This window comes from Nonomuraea sp. NPDC049709, from assembly GCF_040674815.1.
In the GTDB taxonomy this organism is placed as follows: Bacteria; Actinomycetota; Actinomycetes; order Streptosporangiales; family Streptosporangiaceae; genus Nonomuraea.
Genome location: NZ_JBFANM010000014.1, coordinates 98,847 through 117,831 on the forward strand (window position 1 = coordinate 98,847; position 18,985 = coordinate 117,831).

Annotated in this window: 17 protein-coding genes; 8 read left to right on the forward strand and 9 right to left on the reverse strand. The window is 70.7% G+C overall.

Features of this window, described 5'->3' with window-relative positions; all coding sequences use genetic code 11:
* Positions 1-3: 3 nt before the first annotated feature.
* Genes corA through AB0J69_RS16250 form a run of 3 tightly spaced genes read right to left on the reverse strand, consistent with a single transcriptional unit; the run spans position 4 to position 2,509 of the window.
* Positions 4-1,122, reverse strand: a complete 1,119-nt coding sequence (corA, locus tag AB0J69_RS16240) for a magnesium/cobalt transporter CorA (protein ID WP_364117538.1) — start codon at positions 1,120-1,122, stop codon at positions 4-6.
* A 21-nt stretch (positions 1,123-1,143) separates the two neighbouring features.
* A complete protein-coding gene (locus tag AB0J69_RS16245; RefSeq protein ID WP_364117540.1) occupies positions 1,144-1,617 on the reverse strand; it encodes a nuclear transport factor 2 family protein in 474 nt (157 codons plus the stop codon).
* Between the two features lie 7 nt (positions 1,618-1,624).
* Complete coding sequence (locus tag AB0J69_RS16250; RefSeq protein WP_364117541.1) at positions 1,625-2,509, reverse strand: amidohydrolase family protein; 885 nt, start codon at positions 2,507-2,509, stop codon at positions 1,625-1,627.
* A 96-nt stretch (positions 2,510-2,605) separates the two neighbouring features.
* Between AB0J69_RS16250 and AB0J69_RS16255 the strand changes: the two genes are divergently transcribed.
* Entirely contained in the window at positions 2,606-3,304 is a 699-nt protein-coding gene (locus AB0J69_RS16255) for a M50 family metallopeptidase (protein WP_364117543.1), read from the forward strand.
* A gap of 46 nt (positions 3,305-3,350) precedes the next feature.
* On the forward strand, positions 3,351-5,132 hold the full coding sequence (locus AB0J69_RS16260) for a protein kinase (protein WP_364117545.1): 1,782 nt from the start codon (positions 3,351-3,353) through the stop codon (positions 5,130-5,132).
* Here AB0J69_RS16260 and AB0J69_RS16265 read toward each other — a convergent pair.
* Positions 5,121-7,340, reverse strand: coding sequence for a thiamine pyrophosphate-dependent enzyme (locus tag AB0J69_RS16265; RefSeq protein ID WP_364117547.1), 2,220 nt, complete (start codon positions 7,338-7,340; stop codon positions 5,121-5,123). The two genes, AB0J69_RS16260 and AB0J69_RS16265, sit on opposite strands and share 12 nt — an antisense overlap.
* Positions 7,341-7,537: 197 nt before the next feature.
* Between AB0J69_RS16265 and AB0J69_RS16270 the strand changes: the two genes are divergently transcribed.
* The gene (locus AB0J69_RS16270; protein ID WP_364117549.1) at positions 7,538-8,875 is read left to right on the forward strand and encodes a hypothetical protein; all 1,338 of its coding nucleotides are present in this window, start codon (positions 7,538-7,540) and stop codon (positions 8,873-8,875) included.
* Positions 8,876-8,934: 59 nt separating this feature from the next.
* Here AB0J69_RS16270 and AB0J69_RS16275 read toward each other — a convergent pair whose 3' ends face one another.
* The 5 genes from AB0J69_RS16275 to AB0J69_RS16295 form a co-directional block, all read right to left on the reverse strand.
* Positions 8,935-9,516, reverse strand: a complete 582-nt coding sequence (locus AB0J69_RS16275) for a hypothetical protein (RefSeq protein WP_364117550.1) — start codon at positions 9,514-9,516, stop codon at positions 8,935-8,937.
* Between the two features lie 104 nt (positions 9,517-9,620).
* Entirely contained in the window at positions 9,621-10,475 is an 855-nt protein-coding gene (locus AB0J69_RS16280; RefSeq protein ID WP_364117552.1) for an ABC transporter permease, read from the reverse strand.
* A gap of 2 nt (positions 10,476-10,477) precedes the next feature.
* Positions 10,478-11,455 carry an ATP-binding cassette domain-containing protein gene (locus AB0J69_RS16285; protein WP_364117554.1) on the reverse strand — a complete coding sequence of 326 codons (978 nt, stop codon included), beginning with the start codon at positions 11,453-11,455 and terminating at the stop codon, positions 10,478-10,480.
* The gene (locus AB0J69_RS16290) at positions 11,456-12,043 is read right to left on the reverse strand and encodes a PadR family transcriptional regulator (RefSeq protein ID WP_364117556.1); all 588 of its coding nucleotides are present in this window, start codon (positions 12,041-12,043) and stop codon (positions 11,456-11,458) included.
* 83 nt (positions 12,044-12,126) lie between these two features.
* A complete protein-coding gene (locus tag AB0J69_RS16295) occupies positions 12,127-12,726 on the reverse strand; it encodes a helix-turn-helix domain-containing protein (RefSeq protein WP_364117558.1) in 600 nt (199 codons plus the stop codon).
* Between the two features lie 61 nt (positions 12,727-12,787).
* Here AB0J69_RS16295 and AB0J69_RS16300 point away from each other — a divergent pair, with 61 nt between their 5' ends.
* From AB0J69_RS16300 to AB0J69_RS16320, 5 genes are read left to right on the forward strand one after another with little or no spacing between them, the layout of a single operon-like run.
* The gene (locus AB0J69_RS16300) at positions 12,788-14,359 is read left to right on the forward strand and encodes a carboxyl transferase domain-containing protein (protein ID WP_364117560.1); all 1,572 of its coding nucleotides are present in this window, start codon (positions 12,788-12,790) and stop codon (positions 14,357-14,359) included.
* 5 nt (positions 14,360-14,364) lie between these two features.
* A complete protein-coding gene (locus tag AB0J69_RS16305; protein ID WP_364117562.1) occupies positions 14,365-16,329 on the forward strand; it encodes a biotin carboxylase N-terminal domain-containing protein in 1,965 nt (654 codons plus the stop codon).
* Positions 16,329-17,234 carry a hydroxymethylglutaryl-CoA lyase gene (locus tag AB0J69_RS16310; RefSeq protein ID WP_364117564.1) on the forward strand — a complete coding sequence of 302 codons (906 nt, stop codon included), beginning with the start codon at positions 16,329-16,331 and terminating at the stop codon, positions 17,232-17,234. Before AB0J69_RS16305 ends, AB0J69_RS16310 begins: the two co-directional genes overlap by 1 nt.
* 1 nt (position 17,235) lies before the next feature.
* A complete protein-coding gene (locus AB0J69_RS16315; protein ID WP_364117566.1) occupies positions 17,236-18,372 on the forward strand; it encodes an acyl-CoA dehydrogenase family protein in 1,137 nt (378 codons plus the stop codon).
* 45 nt (positions 18,373-18,417) lie between these two features.
* The gene (locus tag AB0J69_RS16320) at positions 18,418-18,852 is read left to right on the forward strand and encodes a GNAT family N-acetyltransferase (protein ID WP_364117568.1); all 435 of its coding nucleotides are present in this window, start codon (positions 18,418-18,420) and stop codon (positions 18,850-18,852) included.
* The last annotated feature ends 133 nt before the right edge of the window (positions 18,853-18,985 follow it).

The window sequence follows — 18,985 nt, forward strand, 5'->3', positions numbered from 1 at the left end:
GGGTCAGAGCCAGTTGCGGCGTTTGAAGACCGTGTACAGGACCAGGCAGACGGCCCCCATGAGCACGACGGCGAACGGATAGCCGAACGCCCAGTGCGTCTCCGGCATGAAGTCGAAGTTCATCCCGTAGATGGTCCCGACCAGCGTCGGGGCGAAGAGGATGGCCGCCCACGCCGAGATCTTCTTGACCTCCTCGCCCTGCTGGATGCTGGCCTCGGTCATCCGCGCCATCTCCGCGTTCTGGGCCTGCGTCACCAGCGTCGAGTTGACGACCAGGATGTTCTGCAACATCTGGCGGAACGAGGAGATCCGCTCGGTCACCGTGATCGCGTGGTCGGCCACGTCACGCAGGTAGCTCTGCAGCTCGTCGGTCACCCCGTACTTCCGCGCCCCCGCGATGAACCCGTGGATCATCCCGACCAGCGGCGCCGTGGCCCGCTGGAACTCGATCACCTCGCCCGACAGCTCGTACACCCGCCGCGACACCGACGGGTCGCCGCCGAAGACCTGGACCTCGATCTCCTCGATGTCCTTCTGCAGCCCGGCCACCACCGGCGCGTAGCCGTCGACCACGGCGTCGAGGATGGCGTACAGGACGGCCTGCGGGCCCTGCCGCAGCAGGTCGGGGTCGGACTCCATGCGCCTGCGCACGGACTGCAGGTTGGGCGCCTCCGCGTGGCGTACGGTGATCACGAAGTTGGGGCCGACGAAGACGTGCACCTCGCCGAACGCGACCTCCTCCACGTCGTCCAGGTAGCGGGCGGCCCGCAGCACCACGAACAGAGTGTCGCCGTAGCGGTCGGCCTTGGGCCGCTGGGAGCCGACGATGGCGTCCTCCAGCGCCAGCTCGTGCAGCTCGAACTCCTCGCCGAGCTTGACCAGCTCCCGCTCCTTCGGCCGGTAGAGCCCGATCCAGGCCATGGCCTCGGGCATCTGCTTGAGGCGTTCGAAGGCGTCGGCGAGCGAGCCGGGATTGTCGACCCGCTCGCCGTTCCGGTAGATCGCGTTGTCGATGACCGTGGGCCGGTAGGGTCGGTCCTCCGTGGCACGCGGGTCCATCGAGTGCTCGGGCGCTTCCTCGCGTACGTCCCCGCTGCGCCTGAACCCCTTCACCCTGGCCATGGAAAACCCTCCACTAACGCCTCATGACGGACGGAACTCGTCGAGCTGCCGCGTCGCGCGGTCCCTGATGGTCTTGCGCCACATGGGCGTCCAGCCGAACAGCAGCCCGTGCGGCCTGCCCAGCGCCATCTTCGACCACCGCTTGAAGTCGAACTCGTCGTGGTGGCGCACGATCAGGTCGTCCTCGAACCTGAACAGCGCGTCGATCTCGTTGACGACCTCACGTCCGGTGCTGGAGAAGGTGTAGTGGGCCGTCCAGTGCGCGGTGCCGCTGAAGTCGTCGGCCGTCACCCCGCGGTATTCGGACTTCAGCCCGTTACGCACTCCGAGCTGCAGCCGCCACATGCTCATCACCCTGTCGCGCCCCTCGACCTCCTGGAAGATGGGATCACCGAAGCTGACCTCAGGGTGGTAGCAGCGCTCCATGGCCGCGAAGTCAGCGCGCCCCAGAGCGTCGTAGAAGGCGCTGATGAGCGCCACGTGCCGATCGTTCACCCCTCTATCAGATCATGGCCGCACCGTTGTCCCAGCAGACGGCCCGTAGCCAGGCGTCGCCGAGATCGAGGCGGGCCAGCGCGTCGAGCTGATGGGCATATGGGTACGGAATGGTCGGGAAGTCACTGCCGAGCACCACCTTCCCCGCCAGCCCCAGATCAAGCAGCGCGGGCCGCAGCCGGGCCGGGAACGGCATGCCCCGCTCGCTGAAATCGGTGAACGCCATCGTCGTGTCCAGCGCCACCCGCTCGTAGCGCGCGGCCAGCTCGAAGAACGCGTCGTACTCCGGCATCCCCAGATGCGCGATCACCACCCGCAGCGCCGGATGGTCGCGAAGCACCTCGCCGATCGGTCCCGGCCCGACGTACCCACCCGGTACGGGCACCGAACTGGCGTGCACCACCACAGGCACCCCCGCCTCGGCCAGCAGCCCCCACACCTCGGCCAGCTCGGGAGCCCGCGGATCGAACCCGCCCACCTGCAGGTGCACCTTGAAGATCCTGACCCCGTCCGAGAGCGCCCGCCGCACGTACGCCACCACCCCAGGCTCGGGGAAGAAGGTCGCCGACGGGAGGCAGCCAGGTGTACGCCGGGCGAAGTCCAGGGTCCAGGCGTTGAGATCGGGCGCCATGTCCGGCTTGTGCGCGTAGGCGAGGGCGGGGAACGAGCGCACCCCCAGCTCCCGCAACCGCTCGACCCGCTGCTCGACCGGCCACTGGTACGCGATCCACCACCCGTCTCCCATGAGCGGCCCGCCGTGGTCGAAGTGGTGCCACACCCGCCGTTCCATCCGCTCGGGCAGGAAGTGCACGTGCAGATCGATCAGCCCCGGCAGGCCCAGCCCGCCCCACCAGCCGGGCACCCGCGCGTCAGAATCCGGTTCTGTCACCACGGTGCCGACCTTACCGACACGCCCCTTGCGGGAGCGCCCTTCTCATAGGAAGGTCCGAGCCCGGGAAGGGTGCCGAGCGGCTAGGGTTTCTCCTCGATGGACAAGTTCTGGGCGCACCTCATCAAGGTTCAGCCTGACCCCGACCCCTGGATCGTGGGGGTCTCGGCGCTGGCCGCGTTAGTGATCGTCGGCTTCCGCATGCCCTGGCAGGTCTCCAGGGGGCTGATCACGATCGCCCACGAGGGCGGCCACGCGCTGATGGCGCTGGTCACCCGGCGCAAGCTCGAAGGCATCCGCCTGCACTCCGACACCTCCGGCGTGACGCTGACCAGGGGCAGGCCCACCGGCCCCGGCATGGTCCTGACCGCGCTCGCGGGCTACCTGGCGCCGCCGCTGCTGGGGCTGGCCGCCGCGTGGCTGACCGAGCAGGGCCGCATCACGCTGCTGATCTGGACGGTGCTGCTGTTCCTGGTCTGCATGCTGCTGCTGATCCGCAACCTGTACGGCGCGCTGATCCTGCTGGTCACCGGTGGCGCGGTGTTCGCGTTGATCATGTACGCGCCGGCCGACGTCCAGCAGGTCGTGGCCCTGGTCGCGGTGTGGTTCCTGCTGTTCGGCGGGATCCGGCCGATCATCGAGCTGCAGCGCAAGCGGAGCCGGCGGCAGGCCAGGGACTCCGACGCCGACCAGCTCGCCCGGCTGACGTTCCTGCCCGGCGGGTTCTACGTGTTCTTCTTCCTGCTGATTTCTGTAGTGTCCATGGCATTCGGCGCGTACCTCATGAACCCGCTCTAGTCTCGAAATTTCGCACTAAACTCCTCAGCAACAGGGGGAGAGTGGAGTGCTGCCAGCCGAGGACGCACCCGGCTACCGGGTCCTCGATCAGGCGGGTCAGGGCGGGTTCGCCGTCGTGTACCGCGCCTACCAGGAGCGTCTCGACCGGGTCGTGGCGCTCAAGGTGCTGTCCGTCGACCGGGTGGACCAGCGCACGATGCGCAGGTTCCAGCGCGAGTTGCAGCTCACCGGCCGCCTCACCGGGCACCCGAACGTCGTGACCGTCTTCGACACCGGCGTGACGCGTTCCGGCAAGCCGTACATCGCGATGGACTTCTTCGAGAACGGCTCCCTGCGCGACAAGGTCCGCAAGGAGGGGCCGCTGCCGGTGCCCGACGTGCTGCGGGCCGGGGTGAAGCTGGCCGGCGCGCTGGCCGCCGTACACGAGGCCGGGGTCCTGCACGGCGACATCAAGCCGCAGAACATCCTCATCTCCCGGTACGGCGAGCTCGCGATCGCCGACTTCGGCGTGGCCAGGGTCGTGGACGCGGCGGAGGTCTCGGCCACCTCGCAGGCGTTCACCCCGCTGCACGCCGCCCCCGAGGTGCTCACCGGCCGGCCCCACTCGGCCTCGACCGACCTCTACTCGCTCGGCTCCACCCTCTACCACCTGCTGGCCGGCCGGCCCGCCTTCCACAACCCGGCGGACCCGTCGATCGCGCCGCTGATGTACCGGGTGCTCAGCGTCGAGCCGCCGCTCATCAACCGCGCGGACGTGCCACCGGCGATGTTCGCCACGATCGTGCGGGCCATGTCCAAGCAGCCCGAGCTCCGGTACGGCTCCGCGCGGGAGCTCGCCCGGCACCTCCAGGAGCTCCAGGCAGAGCTGGGCCTGTCGGTGACGGACCTGGTCGGCCAGGACCCGGGCCCCGGGCCGGGGATGTCCACGGTCCCCCGCCCGCGCCACGACCCCGCCACCCCACCCCCGAACACCCCCTTCGCGCCCACCACCGGCAGCCCCCAGCCGCCGGGCGCCGGCGCGCTTCCCACGACGGGCAGCCACCTGCCGCCGGGCGGGAGTGCGCTTCCGACCACCGGCAGCCACCTGGCGCCGGGCGGGAGTGCGCTTCCGGCGACCGGCCACCACCTGCCACCGGCCGGGAGTGCGCCTTCGTCGACGGGGAGCCCCCAGCCGCCGGGCGGCAACGCCCATCCCGTCCCCGGCCATCACTTCCCGCCCGCCCAACCGGGCACGCACGCCGCGGGGCAGGTGCCGACCGTCCCTCATTCCGCACCGAGCGCGCACGCCCCCGGCCAGGCGGCGACCGTCCCGCCGTCCCCCTCCCGCGCCCGCGCCCGCAAGAGCTTCCTGATCAGCGGCGCGGTGGCGGCCGTGGCCGCGACGGGCACGGCGCTGGCCGTGTACCTGTCGCTCGAGCCGCCAGTCACCCCCCAGGCCACCCCCCAGACCACTGCCGCGACGGCCACCGGCACCGCCCGATCCCAGCCCCCGAGCAGCACCGCCATCGACGAGCAGGACATCGCCGCCCTGGCCCCCAAGCGGGTCAAGGTGACGGCGGACCAGGGCGCGCTGGTGGAGCTGCGATGGACGCTGCCCGCCGACGCCCGCCGCTACCCGGTGGTCGTCCAGCGCTCCCCGGTCAAGCAGGGTGAGCAGGCCATCACCGCGCTCGGCCAGGGCGCCACCTCGACCCGCGTGGCCGGACTCGACCCGGACAGCGGCTACTGCTTCCTGGTGGGCGTGCCGCTGCGCATCTCCGAGAACTCGACGGTCGCCTGGTCGAAACCCGCCTGCATCAGGGGCGCGGTGGCCAGGTCAGCCCAGTAGCTTGCGCGCCGCCTGCTCGATCTCCTCCTCCGACAGCAGCACGTGATCGGCTGCCCCGCCGAGCGGGATGAAGCTGTCGGCCGAGGTCACCCGTGCGATCGCCCCGTTGTACCCGGCGTCGAGCAGCTCGGTCATGATCCCCTCGGAGACGCCGCCGGTGTGCCGGGTCTCGTCCGCGATGAGCACGTTGCCGGTCAGCTCGGCCGCCCGCAGCAGGTCCTCGACCGGCAGCGGGGCCAGCCAGCGCAGGTCGAGGACGCGGCAGCCGTACCCCTCCTGGGTCAGCCGCACGGCGGCCCGCAGGCTCATCCGCAGCCCGTTGCCGAACGTCACGATCGTCAGGTCGCGCCCGTCGCCGTAGGAGCGCGCCCGCCCGATCGGCACGTGGGTCTCCGGCCAGCGGGCGGGCGGCGCGTACGGCGCCAGCCAGCCCCCGTCGCCCGCGTCGAACAGGTCGCGCGTGTGGTAGAGCGCGATCGGCTCCAGGAACACGCAGACGGAGCCGGAGGTGCGGGCCGCCGCCAGGCACGTGCGCAGCATGGCGGAGGCGTCGTCGGGACGCGCCGGTGAGGCGATGACCAGCCCGGGGATGTCGCGCAGCGCGGCCACCGCGTTGTCGTTGTGGAAGTGGCCGCCGAACCCCTTCTGGTAGGAGTATCCGGCCACCCGCACCACCATCGGGTTGGTGTAGGCGCCGCGCGAGAAGAACGACAGCGTGGCCGCCTCGCCGCGGATCTGGTCGAGCGCGTTGTGCAGGTAGGCCAGATATTGGATCTCCGGCACCGGCAGCAGCCGCGTCACGCCGGAGCCGAGCGCCAGCCCCAGGATGGCCTGCTCGTCGAGCAGCGTGTCGAACACCCGCGCCGCCCCGAACCGCTTCTGCAACCCCCTGGTCACACCGTAGACGCCGCCCTTCTTGGCGACGTCCTCGCCGAACACCGTCATCTCCGGGTAGACGGCCAGCGCGTCGGCGAGCGTGCGGTTGATGGACTGCGAGAGCGTCATGGGCTTGTCGTTCTCGGGCAGCGCGCCGGCGAACGCCTTCTCCCTGGCCGAGGCCGAGGCCGCCATCGGGCTGATCTTGGCGATCAGCTCGGGCCGGCGCGGCGCGATCGGCTCCATGATCTCCTTGGCCGTGCCGAGCCGCGGGCTGCGGGTCGTCTCCAGGGCGATCCGCAGCACGTGCTCGCGCGCCAACTCGTACATCTTGAGCAGCTCGTCCGGTGTCTCCAGCCCGGCCTCCACCAGCAGCGCCGCCGTGCGCAGCAGCGGGTCGCGGGCGAGGTCGCCCTTGATCTCGCGCTGCGTGCGGTACGCCGACTCGACGTCGGACCCGGCGTGCCCCATGAGCCGCACGGTCGACAGGTGCAGGAACGCGGGGGAGCGCCGCTCGCGTACGTGTTCGGCGGCGCGGACGGCGGCGTCGTAGGCGGCGGGCAGGTCGCAGCCGTCGGCGGCGAAGTATTCGATCCCGGGGCGCCGCGCGGCCGCCTCCACCCAGCCCTGGGGAGTGCGGACGCTGATGCCGATGCCGTTGTCCTCGCACACGAACAACAGCGGCAGCGCCTGCCCCTGGTAGGTGGCGTAGGAGGCGGTGTTGAAGCCGGACAGGGCGCTGGCGTGGTTGATCGAGGCGTCGCCGAAGCTGCACACCGCGACCGCGTCCTCCGGCCAGGCCGATCGGACCCCGAGCGCCCGCGCCCGCTCGATGGCGAACGCCACGCCGACGGCCCTGGGCAGGTGGCTGGCGATCGTGGAGGTCTGCGGGATGACGGCCAGGTCGGGATGGCCGAACACCTTGTGCCGCCCGCCGGCGATCGGCTCGTCGGCCGCCGCGGTCAGACCCTTCAGCACGTCGCGCAGGCCCTGCTCGGGCAGCCGCCCGGCCTGCTCGGACCTGGTCAGGTAGAACGCGCCGGAGCGGTAGTGGAGCAGCGCGGGGTCGCCCGGCCGCAGGGCGGCGGCGACGGCCGCGTTGCCCTCGTGACCGGCGGAGCCGATCGTGTAGTAGCCCTCGTCCTGCTCGCGCAGCCAGCGGGCCGCGATGTCGAGCAGGCGGCTGTCGAGCTGGCGGCGGAACAACGTCCGGCACTGCTCGCCGGTCAGCGTCGTGCCCTCGCGGACCGGGAGCCCCGGATCTCGCGCGGGGCCCGTCTCCAGTGTCGCAACCGCCTGGGTGAAGTGAGTCTCAACAGTGTCGCGCGCCACACCTCGATTATGTCTTTGATCGGCCCTGACGTCTGCCGGACGCCGGTGACACGTTGTGGACCGGTCCGTTTGACACCCGCCTATAACGGTTTGTCAGAATCCACAACCTTCCCCGGAGGCTGCACGTCTACTTATATGACACACGTGGCACCCTCAATGCCGCGTTGAACCAATGGGGTCTCCAGAAAGGAACCCGCATGTTACAACGCATTCGTGTCGCCGCACTCGCCCTCGTACTCGCCGCCGGGGCACTCGCCTCGGCCCCCGCGACCGCGACCGCGACGGCGGCACCCGCCCCAACCATCAGCGATGTGGGCATCAGCCCGGCCCCTCCGATCGTCGTCTTCGACACCGACGTCAGCGTCACGTTCACGTTCACCACGACGAACGCGACCACGGCCGACCTCAAGCTCAACGGGGACCCGGTCACCGTCACGTCGGCGGCGGTCTCCGGCGGCCTGAAGTGGACCGGCACCAAGTCCTTCGGCGCGGGCGCCGTCGGCAAGTGGAGCTACACCGCCACCGCGCACGGTGACGGGGACGCCTCCAAGTCCGGCACGTTCGACGTCGTCAGGGCACTCGACACCAAGATCGCCGACTTCGACGCCAGCCCCGACCTGGTCGACAGGGGCGACACCATCCGCGTCACCGGCCGGCTCCTGGCCGGCGGCAAGGGGTACGACGGCCAGTCCGTCTCCATCACCTTCCGCGGGCGCGGCTCCGACTCCTACCGTGAGGTCACCAAGGTGACGACCGGCCGTGGCGGCTGGTTCGGCGCCCGGGTGCGGGCCGACGCCACCGGCTGGTGGCGTGCCGAGTTCGCGACCACGGCCACCGCCAGAGGCGCCGTCAGCGACGCCGACAGGGTGGACGTCAGGCGTGGCAACCGGGCCAGCAGCATCGCCGGCTTCGACGCCCGCCCCGAGCCGGTGGACAAGGGCGACAAGCTCACCTTCACCGGCGCCCTGCGGGTCGAGGGCCGCGACGGCGTGTCCGGCCAGCGCGTGGCCGTCTACTTCCGGGCGGACGGCTCGCACCGGTGGGAGTACGTCACGAGCGCGGTGACCGGCCGCCATGGCCGCTTCTGGGCCTCCGCGACCGCGCAGACCTCCGGCTGGTGGCGCGCCGAGTACCGGGGCGCCCGCGGCGTCAACGGCTCGGTCAGCGACGCCGACTGGGTGCGCGTCGTGCAGCCCGCCCCGCCGCCGTCGGTGGACAAGGCCGACACCCGGCTGATCAAGTTCAACGCCTACCCGGAGCCGATCAAGCGCGGCAAGTACCTGAGGTTCAGGGGCGCGCTGCAGATCGACGACGAGGGCTCGTGGGAGGGTTACGCGGGCAAGGTGGCGCTGTACTTCAAGCCGGTGGGCTCGAAGAAGTGGCAGTACGTGAAGTCGACCTGGTCCGGCGACAGCGGCCGGCTCTACACCAAGGTCCGGGCCTGGAAGTCGGGCCACTGGAAGTTCGTGTTCGGCGGTGACGAGGACACCTACGGCGACGACAGCCGCCGTGACTACGTCCGCGTGAAGCGCTGACCATCCGGCACGATCGAGGCCCGGGGCACACCACCCCGGGCCTCGTCTTCGTCTGCGGCCTAGTTGGGGTGCTGGTCGGTCAGTTTGGCGTCGATGCGGACGAGGATGGACTCGAGCCGGTCGAACCGTTTGTCGTGGCCGTCGAGCCGCTGGTCGATCCGGTCGAACCGTTCGTCGTGGCCGTCGAGCCGCGCCTCGAGCTTGTCGATTCTGATGTCGCGGAGACCACTGTCGTTGTGGATCGTCTGCACGAGCCCTGACACCTTGGTCATCTCCGCTTGGACCTGGTCGAGGCGGCCCTCGACCCGTGAGAAGCGATCGTCGACCTCACCGAAGCGCTCGTTCATGGTCAGCTTGACGTCCGCGACCTCCTGTCTGACGTCGCTTACGTCTTGTCTGACGTCGCTTACGTCTTGTCTGACGTCGCTTACGTCCTGCCGGACGTCGCCGAGCTCCTTCTCGAGCTTCGCGAAGCCCTTGTCCATCTTGTCGAGGATGTTCTGCCCGACGGTGTCCAGACGGTTGTGGAGCTCGTCGAAGCGTTCTGCGATGCTGCTGCCAGGCACGCCACTAACAGTAGTCTTCTCCAGCCTCGAGACCCTGATTTCAAGGTCACGACACTTCTCCCGGAGATCGAACATCGGAACTGCGCTCCTTTTCGGGTGGAGGGAAGAGAGCCGCGCGGCGACATCCGGAAAGCTACCCTCCGTGCAAGATCCATCGCAGTCAGATGCGAAAGCCAGTCCTATTCCGCCCGCTTGAACTCCGCGACCCCCACCGCCAGCAGCGCCGCCCCCAGGGCCGCCACGATGCCCAGCTCCAGCGCCACCGGCACCTGGAAGTCGAACCACCGCACCCCGGGGTTGAGCACCGCGTTGACCGCGGCCGGCACGTTCAGATGGGAGAACACCGCCTCCCGCATCGGGTCCACCGCGTACGTCATCGGGTTGACGACCGTCAGCACGTGCAGCCACGAGGGCAGGTTGGCCAGCGGGAACATCGCCCCGGACAGGAACATCATCGGCATGATCGCCATCTGCATCAGCCCGAAGAAGGTCTGCATGTTCTTCATCCGGGCCGCCAGCATGACGCCGAACGCCGTGATCGTGAACGCCGCCAGGAACATCTCCGCCAGCAGCGTGGCGAACAGCGTCGGCGAGTACGGCACCCCCACCAGCCCCGCCATCGCCAGGATGACGACGCCCTGCCCGGTGGCCACGATGGCGCCGCCCAGGCACTTGCCGATCACGATCGCCCCGCGCGAGACGGGCGCGACGAGCATCTCCCGCAGGAAGCCGAACTCGCGGTCCCACACGATGGAGCCCGCCGAGAACATGCCGGTCATGATCACGGTCATGGAGATCATGCCGGGATACATGAACGTCCGGTAGTCGACCCCGGGGATCGAGCCCTGCACCAGCGACCCCAGCCCCGTGCCCATGACGAACAGCCACAGCACGGGCTGCATGAGCATGGACAACATGCGGGTGCGGTCGTTGACGAAGCGGAGCATCTCCCGGTGCAGCACGACCTTGACGGCCCGGAGGTCGTGCCCGGCGCTGCGGCCCGGCACCCGGACGCTGATGGCCTCTGTCGCCATGACTACCGCCTCGCCATCGCTCTCATCCACGCCATGTTGCCGTCGCCGGACTCGGCGTCGCGGATCGTGGAACCGGTGTAGGACATGAACACGTCGTCGAGGGACGGCCGGGAGACGCTCACCGACCTGATCGGCATCCCGAGCTCGGCGAACAGCCGGGGCACGAACTCCTCACCCGAGGCCACCGCGAACGTCACCGCGCCCTCGTGCACGGCCGCGTCCAGCCCGAACCGCTCCCGCAGCGCCTTGATCGCCTCGGTGTCGTCGGCGGTCTGGATCTGTACGCGGTCCTTGCCGACGCTGGCCTTCAGCGCCTCTGGGGAGTCGATGACCACGATCTCGCCGTGGTCGATGATCGCGATCCGCTCGCAGTACTCGGCCTCGTCCATGTAGTGGGTGGTCATGAAGATGGTGATGTCCTCGGTGAGCCGTAACTGGTTGATGTACCCCCAGATGGCCGAGCGGGTCTGCGGGTCGAGGCCGACGGTGGGCTCGTCGAGGAACAGCACCCTGGGGGAGTGCAGCAGGCCACGGGCGATCTCCAGGCGCCGCTTCATGCCGCCCGAGAACGTCATCACCTTGGCGTCCTTGCGGTCCCACAGCGCGACCATCTCCATCACCTGCCGGATCCGGTCGCCGACCACGCGCTTCGGCACGCCGTACAGCTCGGCGTGGAAGCGCAGGTTCTGCTCGGCGCTCAGGTAGCCGTCCAGGGTGGGGTCCTGGAAGACGAGGCCGATGTTCCTGCGTACCTCGTCGCGCTCCTTCACCACGTCGTGCCCCGCGACCGTGGCGCTGCCGCCGGTCGGGTTCACCAGCGTGCAGAGCATGCTGATGGTGGTGGTCTTGCCGGCGCCGTTCGGGCCGAGGAACCCGAACACCTCGCCGGGGCGCACCTCGAAGTCGACGCCCTTGACGGCCTCGACCTTGCCGTACGTCTTCTTCAGCCCGCGTACGGCGATCGCCGGGTCCGCGGTCATTCAGTCCTCCGCCAGGATCTGGAAAATGGATCTGCGCGTCTGCTTGATCAGTTTCTTGGCCGCCTCCACCTGCTGGTCGCTGGCCGTGTGCGCCAGGAGGGTGAACGCCTCGTTGAGCTGGGCCCAGAGCAGGCGGAGCTCGTGATGGTCGTCGGAGACCGTGCGGGCGACCTCCTCCCAGGGCGCGTCGTCCGCGTGCCGGGCGGCCTGCTCGCGGCCCCGCTCGGTCAGCCGGTACGTACGGCTGCCGCCCGACTCGTCGCCGGTCACCAGGCCCTCGTCCTCGAGCTGCTGCAGCGCCGGGTAGACCGAGCCCGGGCTCGGCCGCCAGACGCCGCGGCTGCGCTCCTCGATGCCCTGGATCATCTGGTAGCCGTTGCGCGGCTCCTCGTACAGCAGGGCCAGCAGGGCCGCCCGGACGTCGCCGCGGCGGATGCGCGGCGCGGCGACGTTCCCGTGGACGGCGAAGTGTAGGTGCGGCGGCGGCCCGGGGAACGGCGGGCCCGGCGGCGCTCCGGGCGGTCCGGGCGGGAACGGGGGCGGTGCGGGCAGGGGCGGAGGAGAGTCCCAGAAGTCGGGTTCACGCATGATTGCCTCCAACTATCGAGATACCGTGACGATATATCTAGATAGTTGGCGCAACAAGGCCCTCTCGCCGAGTGGCCGGTAAGTTAGTGAGCCTTAACAGAGGCGTCCACGGCCGCCCGGGCCATCGCGTGCAGCAGCGGCCGCATGTCCTGCGCGGGCAGCTCTCCGGCGCTGTGCGGGGTCGAGTTGAGCAGCCCGAAGACGGCGTGCGTGGCCGCGCGCAGCCGCGCCGCCGGGCACGCTGGATGCAGCTCGGCCAGCACCGTCACCCACTCCTCGACGTACAGCCGCTGCAGCCGCCTGATCTGCCTGCGCTGCGGCTCGGGCACGTTGCCCAGCTCCCGGTCGTGCACCGTGATCAGCGCCGGCTGCTCGATCGCGAACGTGATCTGCACGTTGAGCAGCGCGTCCAGCGCCTCCTTCGGGCCGGGTGCGGAGGTGACGACCGCCACGGCCGACTCGCGCAGCCGCGAGCTGACGTCCAGCAGCATCTCCGACAGCAACGCGTCCTTGCCGTCGAAGTGCCGGTAGAGGGCGGGCCCCGAGACGCCGACCGCGCCGCCGATGTCCTCGATGGAGACCCCGTGGAAGCCGCGGGCGGCGAACAGCCGGGCGGCCGCGTCCAGGATCTCCGCGCGCCTGTTGCGCCGATTACGGGTAGGTGTGGTGGAGGCGGTGGTCACGTCTCACATGCTAGACGGTTACGTTAATGATGACTAACATCCGTGCCATGAGAGGGGACTCATGAGCAGCGACTGGCCGGTCCTGAAGTCGGCCGCCGAGCCGGCGAGCGAGGCGTACAAGAGCAACGCCGAGCTCAACGAGCGGCTCGCCGCCGAGCTGCTGGAGCGCCTGGCGACCGCCGCGCTCGGCGGTCCCGAGCGGTCGCGCAAGCGGCACGTCGAGCGCGGCAAGCTGCTGCCGCGCGACCGCGTGGACGGCCTGCTCGACCCGGGCTCCCGCTTCCTGGAGCTGTCGCCGCTGGCCGCGAACGGCCTGTACGACGACCAGGCGCCCGCCGCGGGCATCATCACGGGCGTCGGCCGGGTCTCGGGCCGCGAGTGCGTGGTCGTGGCCAACGACGCCACCGTCAAGGGCGGCACCTACTACCCGGTCACCGTCAAGAAGCACCTGCGCGCGCAGGAGGTGGCCCTGCACAACCACCTGCCCTGCGTCTACCTCGTGGACTCCGGTGGAGCGTTCCTGCCCAGGCAGGACGAGGTGTTCCCCGACCGCGAGCACTTCGGCCGCATCTTCTACAACCAGGCCACGATGTCCGCGCGCGGCATCCCGCAGATCGCCGCGGTGCTCGGCTCCTGCACGGCCGGCGGCGCGTACGTGCCCGCGATGAGCGACGAGGCGGTCATCGTGCGCGGCCAGGGCACGATCTTCCTGGGCGGCCCGCCCCTGGTGAAGGCGGCCACCGGCGAGGAGGTCACGGCCGAGGAGCTCGGCGGCGGCGACCTGCACTCGCGCGTCAGCGGCGTCACCGACCACCTGGCCGAGGACGACGCGCACGCGCTGGCCATCGTCCGCGACATCGTCTCCACGCTGGCCCCGCGCGCCCCGCGCCCCTGGGAGACCGTCCGGCCCGAGCCGCCCCGGCACGACCCGCGCGACCTGTACGGGATCGTGCCCGCCGACACCCGCCAGCCCTATGACGTGCGCGAGGTGATCGCCAGGATCGTGGACGGGTCGCGGTTCCTGGAGTTCAAGGCCGAGTACGGGTCGACGCTGGTGACCGGGTTCGCCCACGTGCACGGCCACCCGGTGGGGATCCTGGCGAACAACGGCATCCTGTTCAGCGAGTCGGCGATGAAGGGCGCGCACTTCATCGAGCTGTGCGACCAGCGCCGCATCCCCCTCGTCTTCCTGCAGAACATCAGCGGCTTCATGGTCGGCAAGGCTTACGAGGCGGGCGGCATCGCCAAGCACGGGGCCAAGATGGTGACGGCCGTGTCGTGCGCGCGGGTGCCCAAGTTCACGGTGGTGATCGGGGGGTCGTTCGGGGCCGGGAACTACGCGATGGCGGGGCGGGCGTACTCTCCCAGGTTCCTGTGGATGTGGCCGAACGCCCGCATCTCGGTCATGGGCGGCGAGCAGGCCGCGAACGTGCTCACCACCGTCGGCGACGCCGACCCCGAGGCGATCAGGGCCCAGTACGAGCACCAGGGCAACCCCTACTACTCCACGGCCAGGCTCTGGGACGACGGCGTGATCGACCCGCTCGACACCCGTACCGTCCTGGGCCTGGCGCTGTCCGCGGCGGCCAACGCCCCGCTCGAGCCCGCCGGTTTCGGCGTCTTCCGGATGTGAGGCATGTGTTCGACCGTGTTCTGATCGCCAACAGGGGCGAGATCGCCGTACGGATCGCGCGCACGCTGCGCGGGCTCGGCATCACGTCCGTGGCCGTGCACACGCCGTCCGACGCGGGTGCCCGTCATGTGCTCGAAGCCGATGTTGCTCTCCAGGTGCCGAAATATCTGGATATTGAGGCGATTGTGGGGGCGGCTCGGGATTCGGGGGCGCAGGCCGTACATCCCGGGTACGGGTTCCTCGCGGAGAACGGCGCGTTCGCCCGCCGCTGCGCGGAGGCCGGGCTGGTGTTCGTCGGCCCGCCGGCCGAGGCCATCGACGCGATGGGCGACAAGATCCGCGCCAAGGCCACGGTGTCGGCCGCCGGGGTGCCCGTGGTGCCCGGCGGGACCGAGCCCGGGCTGGCGGGGTGGAGCGACTTCCCGGCGCTGATCAAGCCGTCCGCCGGGGGCGGGGGCAAGGGCATGGTGCTCGTGCGGTCGGCCGCCGAGCTGCCCGACGCGCTCGAATCGGCCCGGCGTACGGCGACGGCGGCGTTCGGGGACGGGACGCTGCTGATCGAGCGCTATGTCGAGAACCCGCGCCACATCGAGATCCAGGTCCTGGCCGACACCCACGGGAACGTCGTCCACCTGGGCGAGCGCGAGTGCAGCCTGCAGCGCAGGCACCAGAAGATCATCGAGGAGGCGCCGTCCCCGTTCGTGAGCCCCGAGACGCGCGCCCGCATGGGGGCGGCGGCGGTGGAGGCCGCCCGCGCGGTCGGGTACGTGGGGGCGGGCACGGTCGAGTTCATCGTGGACGGCACGACCGGCGCCTACCACTTCATGGAGATGAACACCCGGCTGCAGGTCGAGCACCCCGTCACGGAGCTCGTCACCGGGCTCGACCTGGTGGAGCTGCAGCTCAGGGTGGCGGCGGGCGAGCGGTTGCCGTTCGCGCAGGAGGACGTGCGGCTCGACGGGCACGCGGTGGAGGCCCGCGTGTACGCCGAGGACCCCGCGCGCGGCTTCCTGCCCAGCGGCGGCCGGATCCTGGCGCTCCGGGAGCCGCAGGACGTCCGGGTGGACTCCGGGCTGGTCGAGGGCGGGGTCGTGGGCAGTGAGTTCGACCCGATGTTGTCGAAGGTCGTCGCCTGGGGTCCCGATCGGGCCTCGGCGCTCAGGACGCTGGACCGGGCGCTGGCCCGCACGGCCGTCCTGGGCGTGGTCACCAACGTCCCGTTCCTGCGGGCGCTGGCCGCGCACCCGGCCGTGCGGGCGGGCGAGCTGGACACGGGCCTGGTCGAGCGGGCGCTGCCCGAGCTGGTGCCGGGCGTCCAGGTGCCCGAGGAGGTGCTCGCGGCGGCGGGGCTCGTCTTCCACGCCCTGCCGCGCGGCGACGACCCCTGGGAGGTCACCGACGGGTGGCGGCTCGGGGAGCGGGCGTGGACGACGTGGCGGCTGGAGTCGCGGGACGGCGTGCACGCGGTCCAGGTGCGCGGGCTGCCCGAGGAATCCGCCGAGGTCCGGCTGGACGGTACGGCGGTGGCGGCCCACATCCGGCTGGACGGCGCTCCCGCCGGGGGTGCCGAGCTGGTCGTCACCATCGGCGGGCGCACCGAGCGCTACCTCTGGGCGCGCCGCTCCGACACCCTCTGGCTGGGCAAGGACGGCGCCTCCTGGTCGTTCACCCGGCACCTCATCGGCGACCCGGGCGACCGGGCCGGCGCCGCGGCGGCGGGCGACGGCGTGGTCAGGAGCCCCATGCCCGGCACGGTCCTGGTGGTCAAGGCGCAGCCCGGCGAGCGGGTGAGCAAGGGGCAGCCGCTGGTCATCGTGGAGGCCATGAAGATGGAGCACACGGTCACCGCCCCGTGCGACGGCGTCGTCTCCGAGCTGCCCGTGCAGGCGGGCCGGCCGGTCGACATGGACGCCGTCCTGGCCGTGGTCACCCCAGTGGCCGGCCCAACGGTCGGCGCAGAGGAGGCGTGATGCCGTACCCCGTGCAAGGTCTTCCGCAGCAGGTCACGATCTACGAGGTGGGCCCGCGCGACGGGCTGCAGAACGAGTCCTCGGTCGTGCCCGTCGAGGTGAAGGCCGAGTTCATCGACCGGCTCGCGGACGCCGGTCACAAGATCATCGAGTCGACCAGTTTCGTGCACCCCAGATGGGTGCCGCAGCTCGCCGACGCCGACGAGCTGCTGACCAGGCTGCACCGGAGACCGGGCGTACGCTACCCCGTGCTGGTGCCGAACCCGCGCGGCCTCGACCGCGCGCTCGACCTGGGCGTGGACGAGATCGCGATCTTCGCCAGCGCCACCGAGACGTTCGCCGCGAAGAACCTGAACCGGAGCCTGGAGAGCCAGTTCGACATGTTCGAGCCGGTCGTGGCCAGGGCGCTGGACAACGGGATGAAGGTCCGGGCGTACGTGTCGATGTGCTTCGGCGACCCCTGGGAGGGGCCGACGCCGATCGCGCAGGTGGTCTCGGTCGGGGAGCGGCTGCTCGGGCTCGGCTGCTACGAGCTCTCGCTCGGCGACACCATCGGCGTCGGCACGCCGGGTCACGTGACGGCCCTGATCGGGGCCTTCCGCCGGCCGGATCGGCTCGCCGTGCACTTCCACGACACCTACGGCCAGGCGCTCGCCAACACCCTGGCCGCGTTGAGAGCGGGCGTGACCACGGTCGACGCCTCCACGGGAGGCATCGGCGGGTGCCCCTACGCCGAGTCCGCCACCGGCAACCTCGCCACCGAGGACCTGGTCTGGATGCTGCGTGGGCTCGGCATCGAGACGGGGCTCGACCTGGGCAAGCTCGTGTCCACCAGCACCTGGCTGGCGGAGCTGCTCGGCCGCCCCAGTCCGTCCCGCGTCGTACAGGCGCTTTCGAAAGGCTGACATGCTCAAGGACGAGTACGAAGAGTTGCGCAAGACGGTCGAGGCCTTCTCGCGCGAGGTGGTCGCGCCGGTGATCGGCGACTTCTACGAGCGCGAGGAGTTCCCGTACGACATCGTGCGGCAGATGGGCGCGATGGGGCTGTTCGGGCTGCCCATCCCCGAGGAGTACGGCGGGATGGGCGGCGACTACTTCGCCCTCTGCCTGGCCCTGGAGGAGCTGGCCCGGGTCGACTCCAGCGTGTCGATCACGCTGGAGGCGGCGGTGTCGCTGGGCGCGATGCCGATCCTCAGGTTCGGCACCGAGGAGCAGCGCGAGACCTGGCTGCCCAAGCTGGCCTCGGGGGAGATGCTGGGCGCGTTCGGCCTGACGGAGCCGGGCGGCGGCTCCGACGTGCCGGGCGGGATGCGCAGCACGGCCGCGCTCGACGGCGGCGAATGGGTGATCAACGGTACGAAGGCGTTCATCACGAACTCCGGCACCCGCATCACGGGCGTCGTCGGCGTGGCCGCGCTCACCGGCGAGCGCGAGATCTCCACGATCCTCGTGCCGAGCGGCACGCCCGGGTTCACGGTCTCGAAGAAGTACTCCAAGGTCGGCTGGAACGCCTCCGACACCCGCGAGCTGTCCTTCTCCGACTGCCGCGTACCGGCGGAGAACCTCCTGGGCGAGCGCGGCCGCGGCTACGCCCAGTTCCTGCAGACCCTCGACGAGGGCCGCGTCGCGATCGCCGCGCTCAGCGTGGGGCTGGCGCAGGGCTGCGTGGACGAATGCCTCAAGTACGTCCGGGAGCGCAGGGCGTTCGGCCACCCGATCGGCCACTACCAGGCCATCCAGTTCAAGATCGCGGACATGGAGGCCCGCGCCCACACCGCGCGCCTGGCCTACTACCACGCGGCGGAGCGGATGCTGGCCGGTCTGCCGTTCAAGAAGGAGGCGGCGATCGCCAAGCTGGTCTCCTCCAACGCGGCGATGGACAACTCGCGGGACGCGACGCAGGTGTTCGGCGGGTACGGGTTCATGAACGAGTTCCCCGTCGCCCGCTTCTACCGCGACGCCAAGGTCCTGGAGATCGGCGAGGGCACCAGCGAGGTGCAGCGCATGCTCATCGCACGTCAGCTCGGGCTCGGTGACCTGTGAGCGAAGTTTGCGCCGGTGGCGCGGGACGATCTAGTGTCGTTGGTCATGACGGCTGACGATCTTCTCATCAGGAGGGCGGAGAAGGCGGACGCGGACGCGGTGTTCGCGCTGGCCCGCGAGTTCGGGCTGACGTTCAGGCCCGAGCGCGAGGCATTCGACGCCGCCCTGCCCGCGCTCCTGGCGAACGACGACGCCCTGCTGCTCGCCGCCGTCGTGGGCGGGCGGGTGCACGGTTACCTGCTCGGGTTCGTCCATCTGACGCTGTTCGCCAACGGGCCGGTCGCCTGGGTGGAGGAGGCCATGGTCCAGTCCGGGTTGCGCCGGCAGGGGATCGGCCGGTCGCTGCTGGAGGAGTTCGAGCGGTGGGCCCGCTCGCGCGAGGCCGGCTACGTGGCGATGGCGACCCGGCGGGCGCCCGAGTTCTACCACGCGCTCGGTTACGAGGCGTCGGCCACCTTCTTCCGCAAGGTCCTGCGCTGAGCCCCTGCGCTGAGCCCCTGCGCTGAGCCCCTGCGCTGAGCCTTGCGCGGGCCGCCACCGCTGATCGCCACTTCACCCCACCGGCTGTTCGCGTCGGGCGGCGGGCGGTTCTGTCGGCGGGGGATGGCATCCT

Coding starts and splice junctions, on each gene's coding strand:
- corA (WP_364117538.1), bottom strand. CDS start 1,122: ATGGCCAGGGTGAAGGGGTTCAGGCGCAGCGGGGACGTACGCGAGGAA.
- AB0J69_RS16255 (WP_364117543.1), top strand. CDS start 2,606: ATGGACAAGTTCTGGGCGCACCTCATCAAGGTTCAGCCTGACCCCGAC.
- AB0J69_RS16270 (WP_364117549.1), top strand. CDS start 7,538: ATGTTACAACGCATTCGTGTCGCCGCACTCGCCCTCGTACTCGCCGCC.
- AB0J69_RS16275 (WP_364117550.1), bottom strand. CDS start 9,516: ATGTTCGATCTCCGGGAGAAGTGTCGTGACCTTGAAATCAGGGTCTCG.
- AB0J69_RS16280 (WP_364117552.1), bottom strand. CDS start 10,475: ATGGCGACAGAGGCCATCAGCGTCCGGGTGCCGGGCCGCAGCGCCGGG.
- AB0J69_RS16285 (WP_364117554.1), bottom strand. CDS start 11,455: ATGACCGCGGACCCGGCGATCGCCGTACGCGGGCTGAAGAAGACGTAC.
- AB0J69_RS16290 (WP_364117556.1), bottom strand. CDS start 12,043: ATGCGTGAACCCGACTTCTGGGACTCTCCTCCGCCCCTGCCCGCACCG.
- AB0J69_RS16300 (WP_364117560.1), top strand. CDS start 12,788: ATGAGCAGCGACTGGCCGGTCCTGAAGTCGGCCGCCGAGCCGGCGAGC.
- AB0J69_RS16310 (WP_364117564.1), top strand. CDS start 16,329: ATGCCGTACCCCGTGCAAGGTCTTCCGCAGCAGGTCACGATCTACGAG.
- AB0J69_RS16315 (WP_364117566.1), top strand. CDS start 17,236: ATGCTCAAGGACGAGTACGAAGAGTTGCGCAAGACGGTCGAGGCCTTC.
- AB0J69_RS16320 (WP_364117568.1), top strand. CDS start 18,418: ATGACGGCTGACGATCTTCTCATCAGGAGGGCGGAGAAGGCGGACGCG.